A 17,756-nucleotide genomic window follows, 5' to 3' on the forward strand; every position below is an offset into this window, starting at 1 on the left:
GGTGTTCCGTGGGCTCAGCCAGCTGGCGGGGTCAGGCCGCAGCCCTTGAGGATGATGCGGGTCAGGTTGTCGCTGGCGTCCTCGAAGTCCTGCTTGGTCAGGCGCGTGCGGCCGGTGACGCGACAGATCTGCGAGGCGAAGTCGGCGTAGTGTTGGGTGCTGCCCCACAGCAGGAAAATCAGGTGTACCGGGTCGATCGGGTCGATCTTGCCTGCGGCGATCCAAGCCTCGAACACCGCGGCGCGGCCACGGAACCAGGTCAGGTAGTCCTGATTGAAATACTCCGACAGACATTCGCCGCCGCTGATCACTTCCATGGCGAAGATCCGCGAAGCCTTGGGGTAGCGCCGGGAGAACTCCAGCTTGGCGCGGATATAGCGGGCCAGCGCCTCGGCCGGGTCGTCGTCGACGCTGAGGCTGTTGAAGGTGCTGTCCCACAGCTCGAGGATGTTGCTCAGCACCGCCAGGTACAGGCCCAGCTTGTTGTTGAAGTAATAGTGCAGGTTGGCTTTGGGCAGGCCGACGGTCTGCGCGATGGTGTTCATGCTGGTGCCCTTGAAGCCGTGACGGGCGAATTCCTCTTCGGCTGCGGCGAGGATAGCTTCTTCGTTTTTCTGGCGGATGCGACCGGCGGGTTTGTCGGCGGAGTTGGCGCTGTGCGCAGGGACTTCAAGGGTCATGGGCGGTTCCGAGCGGTTCAAGGGGCGCAATGACAGCACTGATAACCCACTGTCGGCGAGGTGACAAGCGCGAGCGGTAGAAAACGCCGGCACGGATGCGCAGCAGCCAGCCACAGAGCGCGCTGGCTTACTCGGTCATCTTGTCGAAAAGCCAGCTTCCGGCCGGCCCGAGCGCGTGGAACTTCGACGACACCGCGTCGACCATGATCTGCCGCGGCCAGCCGTGCACCTTGAGTTCGCATAACGAGCCGGAACCGTAACGACCTACCAACCAGCGGGGGATCGGCGCCCAACCAAAACCCTGCTCGGCCATTTCCATCAGCATCAGGTAGCTCGGGGCGGACCAGGAGCGGCCGCGCGCGGAGCTGCTGGCGCTGTTCAGCACCGTGGCCAGGCGCAGTTCGCGATGCTCATGCAGCGCGTCGCTGCTGACGTTTGCCAGGGCCGCCAGTGGATGGCTGGCGGCGACGTAGAGGGCCATGTCCGAGCCCTCTGCCACGGCGCAGGCACTGATTTCCGGCGGGTAGACGGCCTGCGCCTCGACGAAGCCAAGTTGCGCGCGGCCTTGCTGGACGAACGCCAACAGGTCTTCGCACTCGGCAATCAGGCATTCCAGCTCCAGGTCCGGGTAGCGCTGTTGAAACTCGCTGAGCGCCAGTTCGAAGCGGTCGGACTGGTAGGTGTCCGACAGCACGACGGTCAGTTTCGACTCCAGACCCTGCGCCAGTTCATGGGCGGCGCGCTCGAGGCGGTTGTTCGCCGCCAGCACCACTTCGGCGCTGCGCAGCATTACCCGGCCATGCTCGGTCAGGCTTGGCTTGCGGCTGCTGCGGTCGAACAGGATCAAGCCCAGGTCGGCTTCCAGGTTGGCGATCGCCGCGCTGATGGTCGACTGGCTTTTGCCCAGCTTGCGCGCCGCGGCCGAGAAAGAACCGTAGGACGCGGCTTGAACGAAGGCCTGCAAGGCGTCGGAGGAGGGCATCAACTATCGCCTTTGTCGATGGTTATTAACTTTGAAGTATCTATAGGCGCGGTGATCATGGCAACTCATCAATCGACAGACCGACAGGGGCAAGCATGCAAGCCGACAAATCTTTGCGCGAGCGGATCTTTCAAGCGCTGGGCTTTGAAATCCTCGCGATCGTGCTCAGCACCCCGCTGCTGGCCTGGGCAATGGCCACCGAGTGGCATGCTATGGGCGTGGTGACAGTCGCCACCTGCCTATTCGCCTTGATCTGGAACGTGCTGTTCAATCGGGCGTTCGATCAGCTGCGGCGGCGCTGGGGTATCGGCCTGAGCGTGCCGGTGCGGCTGACCCACGCCATGCTGTTCGAAGGTGGGCTGATCGTCATCTGCGTGCCGTTTGCCGCCTGGTGGCTGGACATCGGTTTGCTCGCCGCGCTGCTGATGGACATCGGCTTGCTGCTGTTCTTCCTGCCCTACACCTACCTCTATAACTGGGCCTACGACACCCTGCGCGAGCCGGTGCAGCGCTGGTATCACCGTCGCCTCGCGCGGCGCGGCCTGACTAGGCATACCTGCTAACGCTGCGCGCTGTGCTCAGGCGGTGGCTGCCAGGGCTTCGAGAAAGCTCTCCAGGACCAGATGTGGGCGGCGGCCCTTGCGCGTTACCGCCGCCAGGCTGAGATCGTGGAAGCGCGTGTCCGCTTTCAGCGCGCGCAGACGGCCCTGTTGCACCCAGGCGGCGGCATAGTGATCCGGCAGGTAGCCGATATAACGCCCGGTGAGAATCAGGAAGGCCATGCCCTCGCGGTCCGAGGCGCTGGCCGTGCAATTGAGCTGCTGATAATGGCTCTGCACCTCCGGCGGCAGGCGGAAGGTCGGCGCGATCGCGTCCTGGGCATCCAGGCGCGCGTCCTCCAATTGCTGGTCGTCGACATAGAACAGCGGGTGGCCGACCGCGCAATACAGCAGCGAGCGTTCGTCGTACAGGGTCTGGTAGTCCAGCCCGGACAGGGCGCCGGCTTGCGGCACCACGCCGACATGCAGGCGGCCGTCGAGCACGCCTTGTTCGACCTCGCTCGGCGGGGTCATGCGGATATGGATGCGCACCTCCGGGCCGCGCTCCTTGAGCAAGGCCAGGGCGTTGGTGATGCGCATGTGCGGCACCGTCACCAGGTTGTCGGTGAGGCCGATATTCAGCTCGCCGCGCAGGTGCTGGTGGAGGCCGTTGACCTCGGTGCGAAAGCTCTCCAGTGCGGCCAGCAGTTGCTGGGTCGACTGGTACACCTCGCGGCCCTCCTCGGTCAGGGCAAACCCTGCGCGACCGCGTTGGCACAGGCGCAGGCCGAGGCGTTGTTCGAGGTCACTCATCTGCTGGCTGATCGCCGAGCGGCCGATGCCCAGCACGCTCTCGGCTGCGGAGAAACCGCCGCATTCGGCGACGCTGCGAAACAGCTTCAACAGGCGGATATCGAAGTCGCTGACCTGGGCCAGGGGTTCGGAGCGGCGTGTGCTCATTAGTTTAGTAGCCAGTTAACTAAAGGTAAGAAGAGTTGGGTTTTTCAGACTGTATGCCCGTGGCACCTTGGTTGGCAACTCTCCCACATGCCCTGTTCTTGATTGCGAGGCCGCCCCATGAACATGCAGCAGACCGCCACCGTGCCCCTGGCCAGCCAGCTCAAGCTGGATGCGCACTGGATGCCGTTTACCGCCAACCGCAACTTTCAGCGCGACCCGCGCTTTATCGTCGGCGCCGAAGGCAGCTGGCTGACCGACGAGAGCGGGCGTAAGGTCTACGACAGCCTGTCCGGCCTGTGGACCTGCGGTGCCGGACATTCGCGCAAGGAAATTCAGGAGGCCGTGGCCAAGCAGCTCGGCACCCTCGACTACTCACCGGGCTTCCAATACGGCCACCCCTTGGCCTTCCAATTGGCCGAGCAACTGGTCGAGCTGGTGCCGGATGGCTTGAACCATGTGTTCTTCACCAGTTCCGGCTCCGAGTGCGCCGACACCTCGGTGAAGATGGCCAAGGCCTACTGGCGCCTGAAGGGCCAGCCGGCCAAGACCAAGTTCATCGGCCGCGCCCGTGGCTATCACGGGGTCAACGTCGCCGGCACCAGCCTCGGTGGCATCGGCGGCAACCGCAAGATGTACGGCCAGTTCATGGACGTCGACCACCTGCCGCACACCCTGCAGGCGGGGCTGGAGTACACCAATGGCATGGCCGCCACGGGCGGCGTCGAGCTGGCCAACGAGCTGCTCAAGCTGATCGAACTGCACGACGCGTCGAACATCGCCGCGGTGATAGTCGAGCCGATGTCCGGCTCGGCCGGGGTCATAGTGCCGCCGGTGGGCTACCTGCAACGGCTGCGCGAGATCTGCACGCAGCACAATATCCTGCTGATCTTCGATGAAGTGATCACCGCATTCGGCCGTATGGGCAAGTGGACCGGTGCCGAGTATTTCGGCGTCACCCCGGACATCATGAACACCGCCAAGCAGATCACCAATGGCGCGGTTCCGCTGGGCGCAGTGATCGCCAGCAGCGAGATCTACCAGACCTTCATGAACCAGCCCTCGCCCGAGCACATGGTCGAATTCACCCATGGCTACACCTATTCCGCGCACCCGGTGGCCTGCGCCGCCGGCCTGGCCTCGCTGGAACTGCTCAAGCGCGAGAACCTGGTGCAACAGGCCGCCGAGCTGGCGCCGCAGTTCGCCAACGCCCTGCATGGTCTGAAAGGCGCCAAGCACATTCTCGACATTCGCAACTGCGGCCTGGCCGGCGCGATCCAGATCGCCCCGCGCGACGGCGATCCGTCGATCCGTCCATTCGAGGCCGGCATGGCCCTGTGGAAGGCCGGCTTCTATGTGCGTTTCGGCGGCGACACCCTGCAGTTCGGGCCGACCTTCAACGCCAGGATGGAAGACCTCGACCGGGTGTTCAGCGCCGTCGGCGAGACCCTGAACAAGCTGGATTAACGCCCTATCCCCGGTAGGAGCCAGCTTGCTGGCGATGCTTGAAAGGCTGATCGCCAGCGAGCTGGCTCCTACACAAACAGATTAGTTATTGAGGAATACCGCATGCCCACCATCACCCACCTGATCAACGGCGAGCGCATTGCCGGCACCGGCCGCACCACCGAGGTGTTCAACCCTTCCACCGGCGCGGCGATTCGCCAGCTGGCCCTGGCCGATCGCGCCACCGTGCAGCAGGCCATCGACGCCGCCAAGGCCGCGTTCCCGGCCTGGCGCAAGACCCCGGCGGCCAAGCGTGCCCAGGTGATGTTCCGCTTCAAGTTCCTGCTCGAGCAGAACGAAGCGAAGATCGTCCAGCTGATCAGCGAAGAACACGGCAAGACCCTGGAAGACGCTGCCGGCGAACTCAAGCGCGGCATCGAGAACGTCGAGTACGCCTGCGCGGCCCCTGAAATCCTCAAGGGCGAATACAGCCGTAACGTCGGCCCGGACATCGACGCCTGGAGCGACTTCCAGCCGATCGGCGTAGTGGCCGGCATCACCCCGTTCAACTTCCCGGCCATGGTGCCGCTGTGGATGTACCCGCTGGCCATCGTCTGCGGCAACTGCTTCATCCTCAAGCCCTCCGAGCGCGATCCCAGCTCGACCCTGCTGATCGCCGAACTGTTGCAAGAGGCCGGCCTGCCCAAGGGCGTGCTCAATGTGGTGCACGGTGACAAGGAAGCGGTCGACGCGCTGATCGAGGCCCCGGAAGTCAAGGCCCTGAGCTTCGTCGGCTCGACCCCGATCGCCGAATACATCTACAGCGAAGGCACCAAGCGCGGCAAGCGTGTGCAGGCCCTCGGCGGGGCGAAGAACCACGCCGTGCTGATGCCCGATGCCGACCTGGATAACGCGGTCAGCGCGCTGATGGGCGCGGCCTACGGCTCCTGCGGCGAGCGCTGCATGGCCATCTCGGTGGCCGTGTGCGTCGGCGACCAGATCGCCGATGCCCTGGTGCAGAAGATTGCACCGCAAATCCATGAGCTGAAGATCGGCGCCGGCACCAGCTGCGGCCTGGACATGGGCCCGCTGGTCACAGGCGCCGCCAAGGAGCGGGTCACCGGCTATATCGATGCCGGCGTGGCCGCCGGTGCCGAGCTGGTGGTAGACGGCCGTGGCCTGAGCGTCAGCGGTAACGAGAACGGCTTCTTCATCGGCGGCACCCTGTTCGACAAGGTTTCCCCGGAGATGAGCATCTACACCGACGAGATCTTCGGCCCGGTGCTGTGCATCGTCCGCGTGGGCAGCCTGGAAGAGGCCATGCAGCTGATCAACGACCACGAATACGGCAACGGCACCTGTATCTTCACCCGCGACGGCGAGTCGGCGCGGCTGTTCTGCGACGAGATCGAAGTCGGCATGGTCGGCGTCAACGTGCCGCTGCCGGTGCCGGTGGCCTACCACAGCTTTGGCGGCTGGAAGCGCTCGCTGTTCGGCGACCTGCACGCCTACGGCCCGGACGGCGTACGCTTCTACACCCGGCGCAAGGCGATCACCCAGCGCTGGCCGCAGCGCGCCAGCCACGAGGCGGCGCAGTTCGCCTTCCCCAGCAATGGCTAAGCGAGCAGGGCGGTAAACAAAGAAGGCCAGTCAGATGACTGGCCTTTTTCATGCCTGCGATTTGGCAACGCTGTCTGCCCGATGCGCCGGGCAGGACGTGCCTTGGCCGGGGATTAGAACTCGCCTTTAATCGCCGGTTTGATTCGATTAGTAGTAGTTCTGAATATCTCGTAACCGATGGTCTTATCCGCGCTCACGCTGATCGCCATGACGTTCGAGTGGCTGCCGTAGTAGGACTTGTCGTGGATCTGCGCACTGTAGCTGATGTGCTCGATCTGCCGGCTGGCGGTCGTGGCGTAGTGGCTCTTGGCGGGCAGGCTCGGGGTGAACTGGTTGATCGGGCTGGACATCAATTCGTGGATGATCCTGGGCGCTTTATAGGGCTTGGTGGTATCGGTGACTTCCATCGTGGCGTGGTAGGAGGTGTGCATGTCGCCGGTGAGAAAGGTCAGGTGATTGATGTCCTTGTCGAGCACGTGGTTGAGTATCTTCAAGCGCTGCGCGTCATAGATCGGGTCGCACCATTTGTCCCGGTCGGGATTCAGCACCTCACCGACAAAGGGCACGCTGCTGATGACGAATTTGCTGTGATCCTTGTATTTGCTCATCCACGCCAGCAGGGCAGTCATCTGTACCTCGTCGATCATCTGGCCGCGGCTGGAGTCACGCTTCGAGCGCGTGTCGGTGGCAAAGAACTGCACATCGCCGAAGTTGAACACGTAATGGTAGCGGTGCAGGTTGGCCGCGGCCGACGGGTTGTGTGAGTGCTGGAACTCCCAGTAGACCTTCAGCGCGATCAGCGGCAGCGTGCGGTCGAGTTCGGCCCGGCAGTTGTCGAAGTTGTTGGTGATCTCATGGTCGTCCATGACCATGTAGTGCGGCAGCTCGGTCAGCACCTTGCGCGCGGGCACGCAGTCATCCCAGGCATCCAGGTACTTGTCGCGGTAATGCTCCAGGCTGCTGCTCGGCTTGAAGGGAATGTCGGCGTAGATCTGGTCCCCGGCATGAATCATGAAGCGCGCTTTCGCGGCCTTGGCGATCTGCGAAATGCTGCTCCAGGCCTGATCCGGGCGCTCGATGATGCCCAGCGAATGCAGGTTGCAGGAACCGAGGATGAAGGTGAAATCGCTGGCCTGGTCGCTGGCAGGGAAGGTGGTGAAGCGGCCTTCGCTGTAGGCGTCGCGGATCAGTGCCTCGGGGCGATCCTTCCTGGTCTTGCCGAAGTAGACCTTGACTCGGTAATCGGTGTTGGCCTTGAGGCCCGTCCATTCATGCACGGCGGTATGGAATTCGGCCGCCTGCGTCTCGATCGAAATGCTGCCGAGTTTCACCAGCCCACTGTCTTCGAACAGGGCGATGAACGCTACCGGCCAGCGCAGCGAGGCGCGGACCCATATTTTGATCGATGACTCGGTGGTGTGGCCGAGAATTAGCCGTGGCATGACGGTCTCCCCATTCGCCCCTGGCCTGCTCATGGGGCGTGCGCTGTCCCGTTGGTAGGTATAGCACCCGAGCAGGACGAGGCCAGATGGCTGGAGGCCGCCGCCGCGCCTCGACCGCCACTAAGTGTCGCCAATCTGCCATTTGATTGATCTGCGCCGGGGTATGAGCTTGTTCTTGTCTCTATAGTCGCGCCCTCGAATTCCCGCCTTAGTGGCCTGTGCGGCTGGTTCAATGAAGCATTTCCGGCTTCTGGGGCGCTGATACTGCGTGCCATGACTCGTTGCAGTGTCTTGCCTCAGAACCTCAGTCAGCCGAACTTGAGTCAACCCACTCAGCGCACAGGCCACTAGGCGAAAACCAGGATAAGGACTCCCGCCATGCGCGCGCTCGCCCTCGTGCTTTTCAGTTGCATCGCCCTCCAGGCCTGGGCCAACGACGCGGCCATGCAACGCTTCAACCAGCTCAACGACGACCCCACCCTGCGTCAGCAGGCCTATGCCGCCGGGCAGGAACGGATTCGTTTCTGCGGCAACTGCCACGGTGAAAACGGCAATAGCAAACGCCCGCACATTCCCAACCTGGCTGAGCAGAACCCGGTGTACCTGTTCAACTCCTTCGAGAAGTTCGCCAGCGGCGAGCGCAAGGATTACGTCATGTCCAAGCTTGCGCCGAACCTGACCCAGGAAGATCGAGTGAACATCGCCATCTACTTCGGCCAGCAGCAGTTGTTGCCGCACAGCGCGGAGGTGGACGCGGCCCAGCAACAGCAGGGCAAGCAGATGTTCGAGACGATCTGCACGGGCTGTCATGGCGACAAGGCTCAAGGCCGCAACGATACTCCGCGTCTGGCCGGGCAGCCGGCCGAGTACCTGCGCAAGGCGCTGACCCGGTTTCGTGATAAGGACCCGAGCCGCGCCGGCTCGGTGATGATGTCTGTCGCCGCCGATTTCAGCGACTCGCAGATAGCGGCTCTGGCCGCCTACCTGCAGCAGTTGCAGCCCTGATTTCGAGCTGAAGTCTGATCGTTCTATGCTCCAGCGCGTCAGCGGTCTTGGCTTCGTAGGATGTGGTGGAGCGCAGCGATACCCATCGGTTGGTCATCGGCTGATGGTTGCAGGCTCCATGTGGGAGCGGCCTTGGCCGCGAAGCGGTAGCAACGGTTAAGGCCGTGGTTCGGCGCGACACTTTCATTGCCTGATCATAAGGTTTCGCCCTTACGGCGAGTTCCTTTTGGCAGTCGCCCGGACGGCCGGCCCCGCCAAAAGGAACCAAAAGGTCTTGCCCCTCCATACGTGACTAGGCGTCCCCGTCTCGCTGCGCTCGACTTCCCTCACTCCATCATTGCTCCGAGGGCCCGACCTAGGCGGCCCCCCACGAAGGGCCATCCCTGGCCCATCGCGGCTCTCGCGGCATCCATGCCGCTCAACCCACTCCACAACGATTGCGTTCGGCCTGCTGGAAAGGGGCGTTGTCCCGGCTCGAATTTATTGTCTCGACGGAGCATGGCGTTGGCTTTAATGATCGTTCCCACGCGGAGCGTGGGAACGATCAAAGGCGTACACAAAACCTATAGACGATGCGGTCTCCGGGTCCCGTCAGGAGGCCGAGTGGAGGTGCTGTGCAGAGGGGCGTTTGGCATGGATGCCAAACGAGGAACGATGGGCCAGGGATGGCCCTTCGTGACGACCCTCGGAACAGTGCCGGAACGAGGGAAGTCTGGCCGCAGGTCAGACCCGTATGTCGGGCGCGCTTTCTCTTTGCTGCCACTGATATAAAAAGTCTCTTTCGCGCGAGTAAAGAGAAACGCAGCGAAGCGGAGTAACAGCCGCAGGCTGGCCGGTAGGGTGAGCGAAGCGAATCAAGTGACTCGCCGTAAGGGCGAAGCCCGTAATTGTCGGTAATAAAAGTGCGGCGGACTAAAGCCTGAAATTTGGCTGGTTGCTTGTGAGGTAGTTGATGGGTATCGCTGCGCTTAATGCCTTTTATGGTTTCTGTGGTTTATTTAAAATAATTGGTTTTCGAGGTCTTCTATTAGTTTTTGACGATATTGATGACCCCAGTGCTCTGAGTTGTAGGCTCTGTTTGGTGTTGTATCGATATTGGATTGGTTGAGTGATTGGTTTAATTTTTCCCAGTTGTCATCAGGTAAATATTCTTTTAGGGGGTCGAGGTTTTGGGTTTTTTGTATGTTTACAGCAAGTCTTAATAGGTTGCAAAACGCTTTGTCGGCACTGGCGAATAGGAATTCCGAGGTGTCTTTTTTTATCCATGATTTGAAGTATTGATCCATTATGTAAAGATCCCAGGTCATGTTCGTTATGTGGTTTTTCTTTTCGACTTTGCTATGGCTAAATTTGTACTTCATCATGCGTTTGAGTGGACGATTGCTAAAGAGTACAGCTGCATAAGTTATAGCGACGAGCGACTTTCTAAATTTAAGTATCGTCCACTTGACGAACTCTTCAAGTTTTTTATGTCTTGGGGTGTTTGATGTGTCTATGCGTGTTATGCATAGAATCATAAGGTATAAAGAGTCCCACTCCTTTAGTTTTTTGTATTTCGTGAGCTCGTGCCCGACTCGTATTTTATTTAGGCTGTATTGGCTATCTGTTAGTATTTTTTCCGAGTGCCCTAGAGCATATTTTGCTAATTGGTTAGGGCGGGAGTTGTTTATTCTGTGGAATAGTTCTAGGTCGGAAAGAACTTCGCTAAGTTTTTCTTCGTTGTGGTTGAGTTTTTCATATGCTGGATAGGTTGGGTCGACTTCAATATTTGCAATTTGACAGAAAGTGATAAGCGCGGCTGCTGCCCTGTATTGTTCGTTGTCTCCGCCTTTTCTTGCGCCGTTTAACAAAAATTGATAAATATTTAAATCTAAATGCAGGATGTAAGTGGTTTTTTCTAGTTCTATGTTGTTTAAATAGTTGGCCGGGTTGTAGGTTTCTGATGCGTTTTCTGTGTTGAAGTTGTGTGTGATCCAGTCTTGTTTGGCTGCTAGCTCAGTTATTTCATTTATGTATTCTGGTAATAAGTAGGCAAAGATTTCATCTGTCATTTGCGGTGTTTTGCTCGCGGTTTTTCATGAGTTTTCTGCGGGGTTGTTACACGGCTTTCATTTTCCACTTTTTTTGTTCCTCACATACAACGCCTCTCCCCCCGTCGCACTACTCCCCCTGACCTGCAACTCAAAGCGCTTGGCCTGCCCCTTGATCAACTCACTGAGCTTCTTGCACCCATACAGCCGCGCATCGAACGCCGGGCGCAGTTTGCTGATGTTCTGCCCGAGCACGCCGAGTTCCACCCAGCCGTCTTCGTCGTCGTTGTCATCGATGACCTTGGCGATAAAGTCCACCGGGGCTTTCTGTTGTTTGTTTTGACTGCTCGGCTTGGCCGGCTCGGCAGGCGTCTTGTCCGTGGCCGGCGGCTGCGGCTTGTCGTTGCGGGCGGCGGGCTCGTTGGTCTCGGGGCGGAGTATTTCCGTGTAGATGAACTTGTCGCAGGCCGAGACGAATGGCGAAGGGGTTTTCTCTTCGCCGAAGCCGTACACGGTCAGGCCTTCCTCGCGCAGGCGGGCGGCCAGGCGGGTGAAGTCGCTGTCGCTGGAGACCAGGCAGAAGCCATCGAAGCGTCCGGTATAGAGCAGGTCCATGGCGTCGATGATCAGCGCGCTGTCGGTGGCGTTCTTGCCGCGGGTGTAGGCGAACTGCTGCACCGGCTGGATGGAGTGGTCGAGTAGCACCTTCTTCCAGCTGCCGAGGTTGGGCTGGGTCCAGTCGCCGTAGATGCGTTTGACGCTGGCGACGCCGAACTTGGCGATCTCCTCGAACAGGCCTTCGATGATCGAGGCCTGGGCGTTGTCGGCGTCGATCAATACCGCCAGGCGCTTTTGCGTGTCGTCATCCTGCGGGCGCGCGGCATAACGCGCGGAGGGGGCTTTGGTGTTCATGGGTCATCCTTGAATGAGCATGCCCAGAACATACTGCGGAAGGATGACCGAACGCCATAGGCAACAGGTCGCAGAGCGCGAAGGCTGTTACCTGCTGCGTGGTTCGGCGGGTGGCCAGATTCCTGCGCTATTCGGCGTTCTGGCGGGCTTCTTCGAGGCGTTGCTGGCTCAGTTGGTTGGCCTGCTCGACCTGCAGTTTGAGCTGCGCCATCTGCTGCTGAGCCTGCTCCGCCTGCTTGGCCTGCAGCGCGGCAGTGGCGGCGGTTTCGCCAAGGCCGCAGCCGGCCAGGACGAGCAGGATGGCGAGGGTCATTACGGTGGGGATGCTGCGCATAACCAGCTCCTGTTCGATTGGGCCGCCACGCTGGCCATGCGCTAGGCAGGCGAGCGTAGCGTGCAAGGCGCCTAGCTTACTTGCTGGCATCGATAAACGGCAGGGTGCCGCCCGGCAGTACGGTGGTCGGCAATACGCCGTTCCAGCGCTCGGCCTTGGTCAGTTCAATCAGGTTCTGGTTGCTTGCCAGGGCTTCGGCGCGCGCGCGAATGGCTTCGGCTTCGGCCTGGCCGCGCAGGCGGGTGGCTTCGGCATCGGCCTTGGCCTGGGCCAGCTTGGAGTCGGCCTCGGCCTGCGCCTGGGTCACGCGGATCTGCGCCTGCACCTGTTCGGTGGCCAGTTGCTGCTCGCGGGTTTTTACCTGCACTTCGGCAGTCATGCGCGCTTCCACGGCCTTCTCGTAGGCGTCGGAGAAGTCGATGTTTTCGACTTGCACGCTGTCAATCATCACCGGGCCTTCGATGCCTTTCTTGATCGCAGCGGAGATGTCGCTGACCAGTTGCCCGCGATTCTGCACGGCGGCCACGGCGTTGTAGCGGCCGAACACGTTCTCCACCTGGGTCGGCACCTGCCGGCTGATCAGCCGGTCTTTCATGCCCTCGATGGTCTGGTAGGCGGTGTACACCTTGGCCACTTCCGAGGGCACCACGTGCCAGGACACCGACACGCGCAGGGTCGCGGCCTGCTGGTCCTTGCTGTAGGCCTGCAGCCGGTCGTAGATGGTGACCTGGCTCTGGGTGGAGAGCAGCTTGACCGACTCGATAAACGGAAACTTGAACGACAGACCGGGCTCGATCACGCCGACCAGCGCGCCGTTGCGCAGCAGCACACCACGCTCGGTTTCATCCACGGTGTACCAGGCCCCCATGAAGCCTCCCACCAGCAACAGGCCGGCGACTCCGGCCACGATGGCTTTGGCGTTGAGTTGCTGCGTCATGTTTGTCTTCCTTATGCATAGCGTTGAGTGCGGCTACAGGCCGTGTTGGCAGCGTCGCCCAGACGACTGCGTGGATTGTTGGCAGAGTTTTTTTGTGGTGCGCGCGGGGCGCCTCCGAATCTGCGGCGCCGACCATACCCCATCCGGCAAGTGGCCGAGTGCTACTGTGCCGCAGAATGCCGCACAGGCGAACGGCTGTCCCCCGCAGCATTGGGATGTAACGGCTATGTGGTCTGGGTAGGTGTGCGCAGTGTTGGCGGCATCTCCCTCGCGGCGCTGCTGGCGCTGGAGGGAGGGCGCCGAATCGCTCGGGCACTTGTGCGTGCGCGCTGTATGTCGCGCTCAGGCGGCCCGTTAAGCAGGGCTCAGACTTTTCTGACGAACTCGGACTTGAGTTTCATCGCGCCGATACCGTCGATCTTGCAGTCGATGTCGTGGTCGCCGTCGACCAGGCGGATGCCTTTGACCTTGGTGCCGACCTTGACCACCAGCGAGGAGCCTTTGACCTTGAGGTCCTTGATCACGGTGATGGTGTCGCCGTCCTGCAGGGTGTTACCGACCGAATCCTTGATCACCTTGTCGTCAGAGACCGTTTCGGCGGAGGCGGCGGCCGACCATTCGTGGGCGCACTCCGGGCAGATCAGCATCAGGCCGTCTTCGTAGGTGTATTCGGAGTTGCAGTTTGGGCAGGGCGGCAGGGCGCTCATATGGCAGGCTCACTTTCTGGAAGGCTAAAAACCGCAAATTGTATAAGGTTTTGCGCGCTTTGCGGTCGTGCCGGGCCAGGTGGCGAGCCGGCGGGCAATGTGGCCTGCCAGTTGGCCGCGCCCAGCGGACGGCCTGTTTGGGCGAAGGCAAGGCTGCCTCGGGCGAGAAAATCCCAGGGGCGCAGCGTCTGCGTGCAAGCGCTAGGCGCTTGGCTGGAGCAGGGCTTGCAGGCGTGGTTTCAGGAGGGGGCAGTCCAGATCGGGGTCGAGGTTGAGCAGGAATTCGTTGCGCAATACTGCCAGCACTTCGGCGGCTGACTCGATCAGCCGTTGTTCGACACGGCCATCGGCGTGATGGCGTTTGAAGGTGCCGTTGGCCAGGGTCAGGCGAGTACTGCCGTCGGTGCGGGCTGCCATCAGCATCTGCCGGAAGATGCTCTGCGGGTGGGTGGCGGTGTACCAGTTGCGCGCGGCGAAGTCGATCCAGGGCGAGGCCTGCAGGTCGAAGTGGTACACCGGCAGCCAGGCCTCGGCGACGCGGGTCTGTAACTGATAGTGCGGTTGTGCGGCGTTGGGCGGCAGCAGGCGGAAGGGCAAGTCCGGCAGATCGCTGGGCTCGTGCAGCGGCATGGCACGGAACGGGGTGGCGGAGCCGAAGGCGATGTCGACCAGGAACGGGCCTTGCGCCAGCTCCACGCAGAGTAGCAAGTGCGAGAGCATGGTCTGTGGCGCGCTGTCCGCCAGGCCCCAGCGCACGCGGCCGGCGAGCAGGCTGACGCGGTAGCCGAGGCTGAGCAGCAGGCGGGCGAACAGCGAGTTGGCCTCGAAGCAGTAGCCACCGCGGCCGCGCTCGACGATCTTGGCGAAGGTCGTCGCGGCGTCTATGCCGATGGGCCGGTCGAGCAGTACATCGACGTTCTCGAACGGCACTCGGTTGAGGTGGGCGGCGATCAGCCGGTCGAGGTTGGCGCGATCGGCATCGGCCGGGCGAGGCAAGTCGAGGTGCGCCAGGTAGGCCTGCTGCTGTGCGGGGCTCAGCGGGTGCATGGTGTTGGGCTCCAGTCGGACCTGTTCAGAGGCTGCTTGGCTGCGGTTTCAGGTGCTGTTGAGTTTGCTGCGGCACAGTCGGCGGTCGAGGCTCCAGGCGCCGCCGCCCGCCGCAGCCAGGTAAAGAAACACAAAGCAGAACAGAATGGCCAGCTCGCCGTTATTGAGTATGGGGAAGAATCCCTTGGGGGCATGGCCGATGAAATAGGCGAAAGCCATTTCACCGGACAGGATAAAGGCCGTGAGCCGCGTCAGCAGGCCGGCGATCAGCAGCAGGCCACCCACCAGTTCGAGAACGCCAGCCAAGCCGATCAAGGAGAACAGGCTCAGACCGTCGAAGAAGGGCACATGGGGAAAACCCAGTAACTTGGCAGTGCCGTGCTGGAGGAACAGCACGGCGGTGACTATACGCAGCACGCTGAGTAGGCGCGGGGCCCACTGGCTATTGAGTTGAGCGATCAAGGCGGACATGGGCGAGTCTCCTGGGCGAACTGGGACACCGTCAGCCAACGCCACGATGCGCTGGCGCACTCATTGCTGGGGAGTGTAGTAGCCGTCCGGCGCAATTCCAGGCTCGCCTTGGCGCTGGCGCCCGTTGCACGGCAGCAGTCAGGCAGCGTATTGGGCCGTCAGTTTGATGTTCTGGCGATGTGTCCGGGGGTGGGGCTCAGGCAATAGCGATCAATCGACTCGGTGTCCCCAGCGCAGGTAGATGGCGTCGAGCTTGCCCGCGCTTTGCAGGCGCTCCAGGGCGGCGGCGAATTGCTGCGCGCGTTCTTCATCGCCCTTGGCGAAGGCGACGTAGCGTGGCATTTCCGCCAGGGGTTGTTGCAGGATGCGCACCTGTTGTTCGGCGTGTTGCTCGCGCACGAAGTGCATCAGCTGGGCCTGGTCGCCGACGATGATGTCGATGCGTCCGGCCAGCAGCATTGACACCAGCTGGCGTGGATTCTGGGCGCTGGTGTCGCGCGCCAGATCGGCCTGATCGAACTCCGATTGGTAGGCATAACCGCGCACCTGGCCAATGACATAAGGCGACAGGTCGCTTAGTTGGTGCCAGTCCTGGATCGCGGTCTTGTGACTGGTCATGAATACGGTCAGGCCGCTGCGGATAGGGCCGACCAGGTTGTATTGCGCCTTGCGTTCGGGCGTGCCGGCGAACTGAAAGGCCATTTCCACCTCGCCGCGCGCGAGCATCTGCTTGACCCGCTCCCAGGGGTAAAGGCGCAGCTTGTACTCGACGCCCGCTTCACTCAGTACCGCATTGACCAATTCGACATCCAGCCCTAGTGGAGTGTCGTCGGGGTTCTGGGAAAAGCTGTAGGGGGCAAACTGTTCGTCGCCGATTACCCGCCATTGGTGGGCCAGGACTGGGGCGCTGAGCACCAGCAGTAGACAAAGCAGCAGATAGCGCATGGTGGACTCCGCCTGACCATGAGAATGAGTCGGTACGCCCGTGCAAGAAGTATCAGGGCACGCTTTGAGGCTAGTCAATTGACCGCAGAATGCGCGATAGACGCGTGAAATAATGCGCCGGTGCGCTCGCCGGGTCAGTCGTATTCGGCGGCCGCGTGTTCGCCGAGCAGGCGCCGCTGGCGCGGGGTGCAGGCGGCCAGCACACGTGGGTTGAAGTGAAAGGCCAGGTAGGGTGAGAACTTCTGCGCGACCATGCGCCGGCCGTAGTGCACCTGCAACAGGTAGCGCGTGCGGTCTGGCGTGCGGTTGCGGCTGCCAGCGTGCCACAGCTCGCTGCGCAGGAACAGCGCGTCGCCGGCGCGGCACAGTACTGGCTGCGGTGCCTGGCCCTGCCACTGGCTTTCGTCCTCGGCCGGCGGGCGTCCGGCGCGGTGGCTACCGGGAATCACCAGGGTGGGGCAGAGCTCGGCGTCGATGTCGTCGAGGTATAGCTGCGCGGTGCAGATCTGCATGGGCAGCTGGAAGGCTGGGTCGGCCAGTAGCGTCGACGGCAGCTGCATGGCCAGGTAGTCCAGGTGCAAGTCGGCGCCGATAAAGCCGGGGTGACAGCGCCAGGCCGTCTGGCCAATCACGTGGCAGTCCGCGCCCAGGCAGGCCTCGGCCAGCTCGATGACTCCCGGCGGGTCGAGGTAGGGCAGCCACAGCGGGTCACGGTTGAACACGCATTTGTAGTGGTCGACCAGACCGCTGTAGTCCCAGTGCTGCGGGTGTAGTTGGTCGATGGCGGCGTGCAGTTCAGCAATCTGGCGCGTGTTCAGAGTTCCGCGCAGCAGCACGCAGCCCTGCACATGCATGGTCTGCAGGCGTTCGGCGGTCAGCTCGGCGGTAACGTGGGTGCTGGGCATGCTGGTGACTCCCTACTCTGGACGTGCTGGCCGGCAGCCGCTGGGCCGGCGCGTTAGGATTTGCGGGTCAAGTCATGCGCCGAGAGAGACGACTGGCCACGCTCGGGGTTGGCCTCCACCTTGTTGTGCAGACGTTGACTCAAGGCATCCGCGCCGCCGATGTAGCTGCCATCCAGCCAGATTTGCGGCACCGTGATGGGGGTGCTCGGACCCACCAGCGGCTTGACCCGGGCCAGCATCTCGTAGAGCGCGCGTGGGTCCTTGACCACGTCGTGATAGCGGAAGTCGATGCCCGCCGCCTTCAGGTAGCCTTTGGCGCGCTGGCAGTGGGGACAGGTTTCCTTACCGAACAAATGGTGGCCGCTCGCCGGGGTGCGGCCGGCGTGGTGAGCGATCACCGCCTCGGTGAGCACGCCGCGGTTGAGCGCATTGCCCTGGCTGATCACCCGGCCCTCGACCATCACGATGGGCGCATGCCAGCCGCCCTTGAGCAGCGGCTGCCACCACAGGCTCAACCAATCGCGGGTCTGCAGATCCACCGGGATGTCGGCCAACTCGTTGCTCAGGGTGTCGTTGATCACGTCGTGGGTCAGGGCGCACTCGCCACAGGGAATCTTGATCCTGAAGGGGCCGAAGGCGCCGGCCCAGCGGTAGAGGGTGATGCGAACGGCTGCACTGCTCATGCTCATGCCTATCGACGCTGCAGGGCACAGGCCCTGGTTTGAGAATAGCTAATCAGCCTTGTCTGTCGTTCCTGGCCTGTGTGTTGGGCGGGCTGTGGCGCTCGGCGCAAACGG

18 protein-coding genes are annotated in these 17,756 nt (G+C 61.9%); 5 read left to right on the forward strand and 13 right to left on the reverse strand.

Annotation, left to right across the window (positions count from 1 at the left end):
• Positions 1-14: 14 nt before the first annotated feature.
• Positions 15-680: a TetR/AcrR family transcriptional regulator gene (locus tag TMS3_RS06770; RefSeq protein WP_025164501.1), complete on the reverse strand. Its 666-nt coding sequence runs from the start codon at positions 678-680 to the stop codon at positions 15-17.
• 127 nt (positions 681-807) lie between these two features.
• The gene (locus tag TMS3_RS06775) at positions 808-1,662 is read right to left on the reverse strand and encodes a LysR family transcriptional regulator (protein WP_025164502.1); all 855 of its coding nucleotides are present in this window, start codon (positions 1,660-1,662) and stop codon (positions 808-810) included.
• A gap of 95 nt (positions 1,663-1,757) precedes the next feature.
• Here TMS3_RS06775 and TMS3_RS06780 point away from each other — a divergent pair, with 95 nt between their 5' ends.
• Positions 1,758-2,225 (forward strand): multidrug/biocide efflux PACE transporter, encoded by a 468-nt coding sequence (locus TMS3_RS06780; protein ID WP_025164503.1) that lies wholly within the window; start codon positions 1,758-1,760, stop codon positions 2,223-2,225.
• Between the two features lie 15 nt (positions 2,226-2,240).
• On the opposite strand, the gene TMS3_RS06785 is transcribed toward TMS3_RS06780, so the two are convergent.
• A complete protein-coding gene (locus TMS3_RS06785; protein ID WP_025164504.1) occupies positions 2,241-3,161 on the reverse strand; it encodes a LysR family transcriptional regulator in 921 nt (306 codons plus the stop codon).
• 117 nt (positions 3,162-3,278) lie between these two features.
• Between TMS3_RS06785 and TMS3_RS06790 the strand changes: the two genes are divergently transcribed.
• Entirely contained in the window at positions 3,279-4,625 is a 1,347-nt protein-coding gene (locus tag TMS3_RS06790; RefSeq protein ID WP_025164505.1) for an aspartate aminotransferase family protein, read from the forward strand.
• 102 nt (positions 4,626-4,727) lie between these two features.
• On the forward strand, positions 4,728-6,224 hold the full coding sequence (locus TMS3_RS06795) for a CoA-acylating methylmalonate-semialdehyde dehydrogenase (RefSeq protein WP_025164506.1): 1,497 nt from the start codon (positions 4,728-4,730) through the stop codon (positions 6,222-6,224).
• Between the two features lie 113 nt (positions 6,225-6,337).
• On the opposite strand, the gene TMS3_RS06800 is transcribed toward TMS3_RS06795, so the two are convergent.
• The gene (locus tag TMS3_RS06800) at positions 6,338-7,666 is read right to left on the reverse strand and encodes an alkaline phosphatase D family protein (protein WP_025164507.1); all 1,329 of its coding nucleotides are present in this window, start codon (positions 7,664-7,666) and stop codon (positions 6,338-6,340) included.
• A gap of 378 nt (positions 7,667-8,044) precedes the next feature.
• Here TMS3_RS06800 and TMS3_RS06805 point away from each other — a divergent pair, with 378 nt between their 5' ends.
• Entirely contained in the window at positions 8,045-8,671 is a 627-nt protein-coding gene (locus TMS3_RS06805) for a c-type cytochrome (RefSeq protein ID WP_025164508.1), read from the forward strand.
• Positions 8,672-9,669: 998 nt separating this feature from the next.
• Here the strand turns inward: TMS3_RS06805 and TMS3_RS06810 are convergent.
• Together TMS3_RS06810 and TMS3_RS06815 are read right to left on the reverse strand one after the other, a co-directional pair.
• Positions 9,670-10,722 carry a hypothetical protein gene (locus TMS3_RS06810; protein WP_025164509.1) on the reverse strand — a complete coding sequence of 351 codons (1,053 nt, stop codon included), beginning with the start codon at positions 10,720-10,722 and terminating at the stop codon, positions 9,670-9,672.
• A 57-nt stretch (positions 10,723-10,779) separates the two neighbouring features.
• Positions 10,780-11,613 carry an NYN domain-containing protein gene (locus TMS3_RS06815; RefSeq protein WP_025164510.1) on the reverse strand — a complete coding sequence of 278 codons (834 nt, stop codon included), beginning with the start codon at positions 11,611-11,613 and terminating at the stop codon, positions 10,780-10,782.
• A 19-nt stretch (positions 11,614-11,632) separates the two neighbouring features.
• On the opposite strand from TMS3_RS06815, the gene TMS3_RS25305 reads away from it, so the two are divergent.
• Positions 11,633-11,992 carry a hypothetical protein gene (locus TMS3_RS25305; protein WP_160321024.1) on the forward strand — a complete coding sequence of 120 codons (360 nt, stop codon included), beginning with the start codon at positions 11,633-11,635 and terminating at the stop codon, positions 11,990-11,992.
• A gap of 31 nt (positions 11,993-12,023) precedes the next feature.
• On the opposite strand, the gene TMS3_RS06825 is transcribed toward TMS3_RS25305, so the two are convergent.
• From TMS3_RS06825 to TMS3_RS06855, 7 genes are all read right to left on the reverse strand, one after another.
• The gene (locus TMS3_RS06825; RefSeq protein WP_025164512.1) at positions 12,024-12,884 is read right to left on the reverse strand and encodes a prohibitin family protein; all 861 of its coding nucleotides are present in this window, start codon (positions 12,882-12,884) and stop codon (positions 12,024-12,026) included.
• Positions 12,885-13,249: 365 nt separating this feature from the next.
• A complete protein-coding gene (locus TMS3_RS06830; RefSeq protein ID WP_025164513.1) occupies positions 13,250-13,591 on the reverse strand; it encodes a zinc ribbon domain-containing protein YjdM in 342 nt (113 codons plus the stop codon).
• 201 nt (positions 13,592-13,792) lie between these two features.
• On the reverse strand, positions 13,793-14,638 hold the full coding sequence (locus TMS3_RS06835; RefSeq protein WP_025164514.1) for an arylamine N-acetyltransferase family protein: 846 nt from the start codon (positions 14,636-14,638) through the stop codon (positions 13,793-13,795).
• Positions 14,639-14,686: 48 nt separating this feature from the next.
• Entirely contained in the window at positions 14,687-15,109 is a 423-nt protein-coding gene (locus TMS3_RS06840; protein ID WP_025164515.1) for a DoxX family protein, read from the reverse strand.
• Positions 15,110-15,319: 210 nt separating this feature from the next.
• Complete coding sequence (locus tag TMS3_RS06845) at positions 15,320-16,054, reverse strand: substrate-binding periplasmic protein (RefSeq protein ID WP_025164516.1); 735 nt, start codon at positions 16,052-16,054, stop codon at positions 15,320-15,322.
• Positions 16,055-16,188: 134 nt separating this feature from the next.
• Complete coding sequence (locus TMS3_RS06850; RefSeq protein ID WP_025164517.1) at positions 16,189-16,959, reverse strand: phytanoyl-CoA dioxygenase family protein; 771 nt, start codon at positions 16,957-16,959, stop codon at positions 16,189-16,191.
• Positions 16,960-17,012: 53 nt separating this feature from the next.
• Entirely contained in the window at positions 17,013-17,642 is a 630-nt protein-coding gene (locus tag TMS3_RS06855; RefSeq protein WP_025164518.1) for a glutaredoxin family protein, read from the reverse strand.
• Positions 17,643-17,756 lie beyond the last annotated feature (114 nt).

Origin of the sequence: Pseudomonas taeanensis MS-3, assembly GCF_000498575.2 — a bacterium.
GTDB classification, from domain to species: Bacteria; Pseudomonadota; Gammaproteobacteria; order Pseudomonadales; family Pseudomonadaceae; genus Aquipseudomonas; species Aquipseudomonas taeanensis.

Bases quoted from the DNA above. Each gene is read 5' to 3' on its own strand.
- TMS3_RS06775 (WP_025164502.1), bottom strand. From the start codon at position 1,662: ATGCCCTCCTCCGACGCCTTGCAGGCCTTCGTTCAAGCCGCGTCCTAC.
- TMS3_RS06835 (WP_025164514.1), bottom strand. From the start codon at position 14,638: ATGCACCCGCTGAGCCCCGCACAGCAGCAGGCCTACCTGGCGCACCTC.
- TMS3_RS06810 (WP_025164509.1), bottom strand. From the start codon at position 10,722: ATGACAGATGAAATCTTTGCCTACTTATTACCAGAATACATAAATGAA.
- TMS3_RS06840 (WP_025164515.1), bottom strand. From the start codon at position 15,109: ATGTCCGCCTTGATCGCTCAACTCAATAGCCAGTGGGCCCCGCGCCTA.
- TMS3_RS06850 (WP_025164517.1), bottom strand. From the start codon at position 16,959: ATGCCCAGCACCCACGTTACCGCCGAGCTGACCGCCGAACGCCTGCAG.
- TMS3_RS06795 (WP_025164506.1), top strand. From the start codon at position 4,728: ATGCCCACCATCACCCACCTGATCAACGGCGAGCGCATTGCCGGCACC.
- TMS3_RS06855 (WP_025164518.1), bottom strand. From the start codon at position 17,642: ATGAGCAGTGCAGCCGTTCGCATCACCCTCTACCGCTGGGCCGGCGCC.
- TMS3_RS06805 (WP_025164508.1), top strand. From the start codon at position 8,045: ATGCGCGCGCTCGCCCTCGTGCTTTTCAGTTGCATCGCCCTCCAGGCC.
- TMS3_RS06785 (WP_025164504.1), bottom strand. From the start codon at position 3,161: ATGAGCACACGCCGCTCCGAACCCCTGGCCCAGGTCAGCGACTTCGAT.
- TMS3_RS06770 (WP_025164501.1), bottom strand. From the start codon at position 680: ATGACCCTTGAAGTCCCTGCGCACAGCGCCAACTCCGCCGACAAACCC.
- TMS3_RS06825 (WP_025164512.1), bottom strand. From the start codon at position 12,884: ATGACGCAGCAACTCAACGCCAAAGCCATCGTGGCCGGAGTCGCCGGC.
- TMS3_RS06790 (WP_025164505.1), top strand. From the start codon at position 3,279: ATGAACATGCAGCAGACCGCCACCGTGCCCCTGGCCAGCCAGCTCAAG.
- TMS3_RS06780 (WP_025164503.1), top strand. From the start codon at position 1,758: ATGCAAGCCGACAAATCTTTGCGCGAGCGGATCTTTCAAGCGCTGGGC.
- TMS3_RS06845 (WP_025164516.1), bottom strand. From the start codon at position 16,054: ATGCGCTATCTGCTGCTTTGTCTACTGCTGGTGCTCAGCGCCCCAGTC.
- TMS3_RS06830 (WP_025164513.1), bottom strand. From the start codon at position 13,591: ATGAGCGCCCTGCCGCCCTGCCCAAACTGCAACTCCGAATACACCTAC.
- TMS3_RS25305 (WP_160321024.1), top strand. From the start codon at position 11,633: ATGCCCAGAACATACTGCGGAAGGATGACCGAACGCCATAGGCAACAG.
- TMS3_RS06800 (WP_025164507.1), bottom strand. From the start codon at position 7,666: ATGCCACGGCTAATTCTCGGCCACACCACCGAGTCATCGATCAAAATA.
- TMS3_RS06815 (WP_025164510.1), bottom strand. From the start codon at position 11,613: ATGAACACCAAAGCCCCCTCCGCGCGTTATGCCGCGCGCCCGCAGGAT.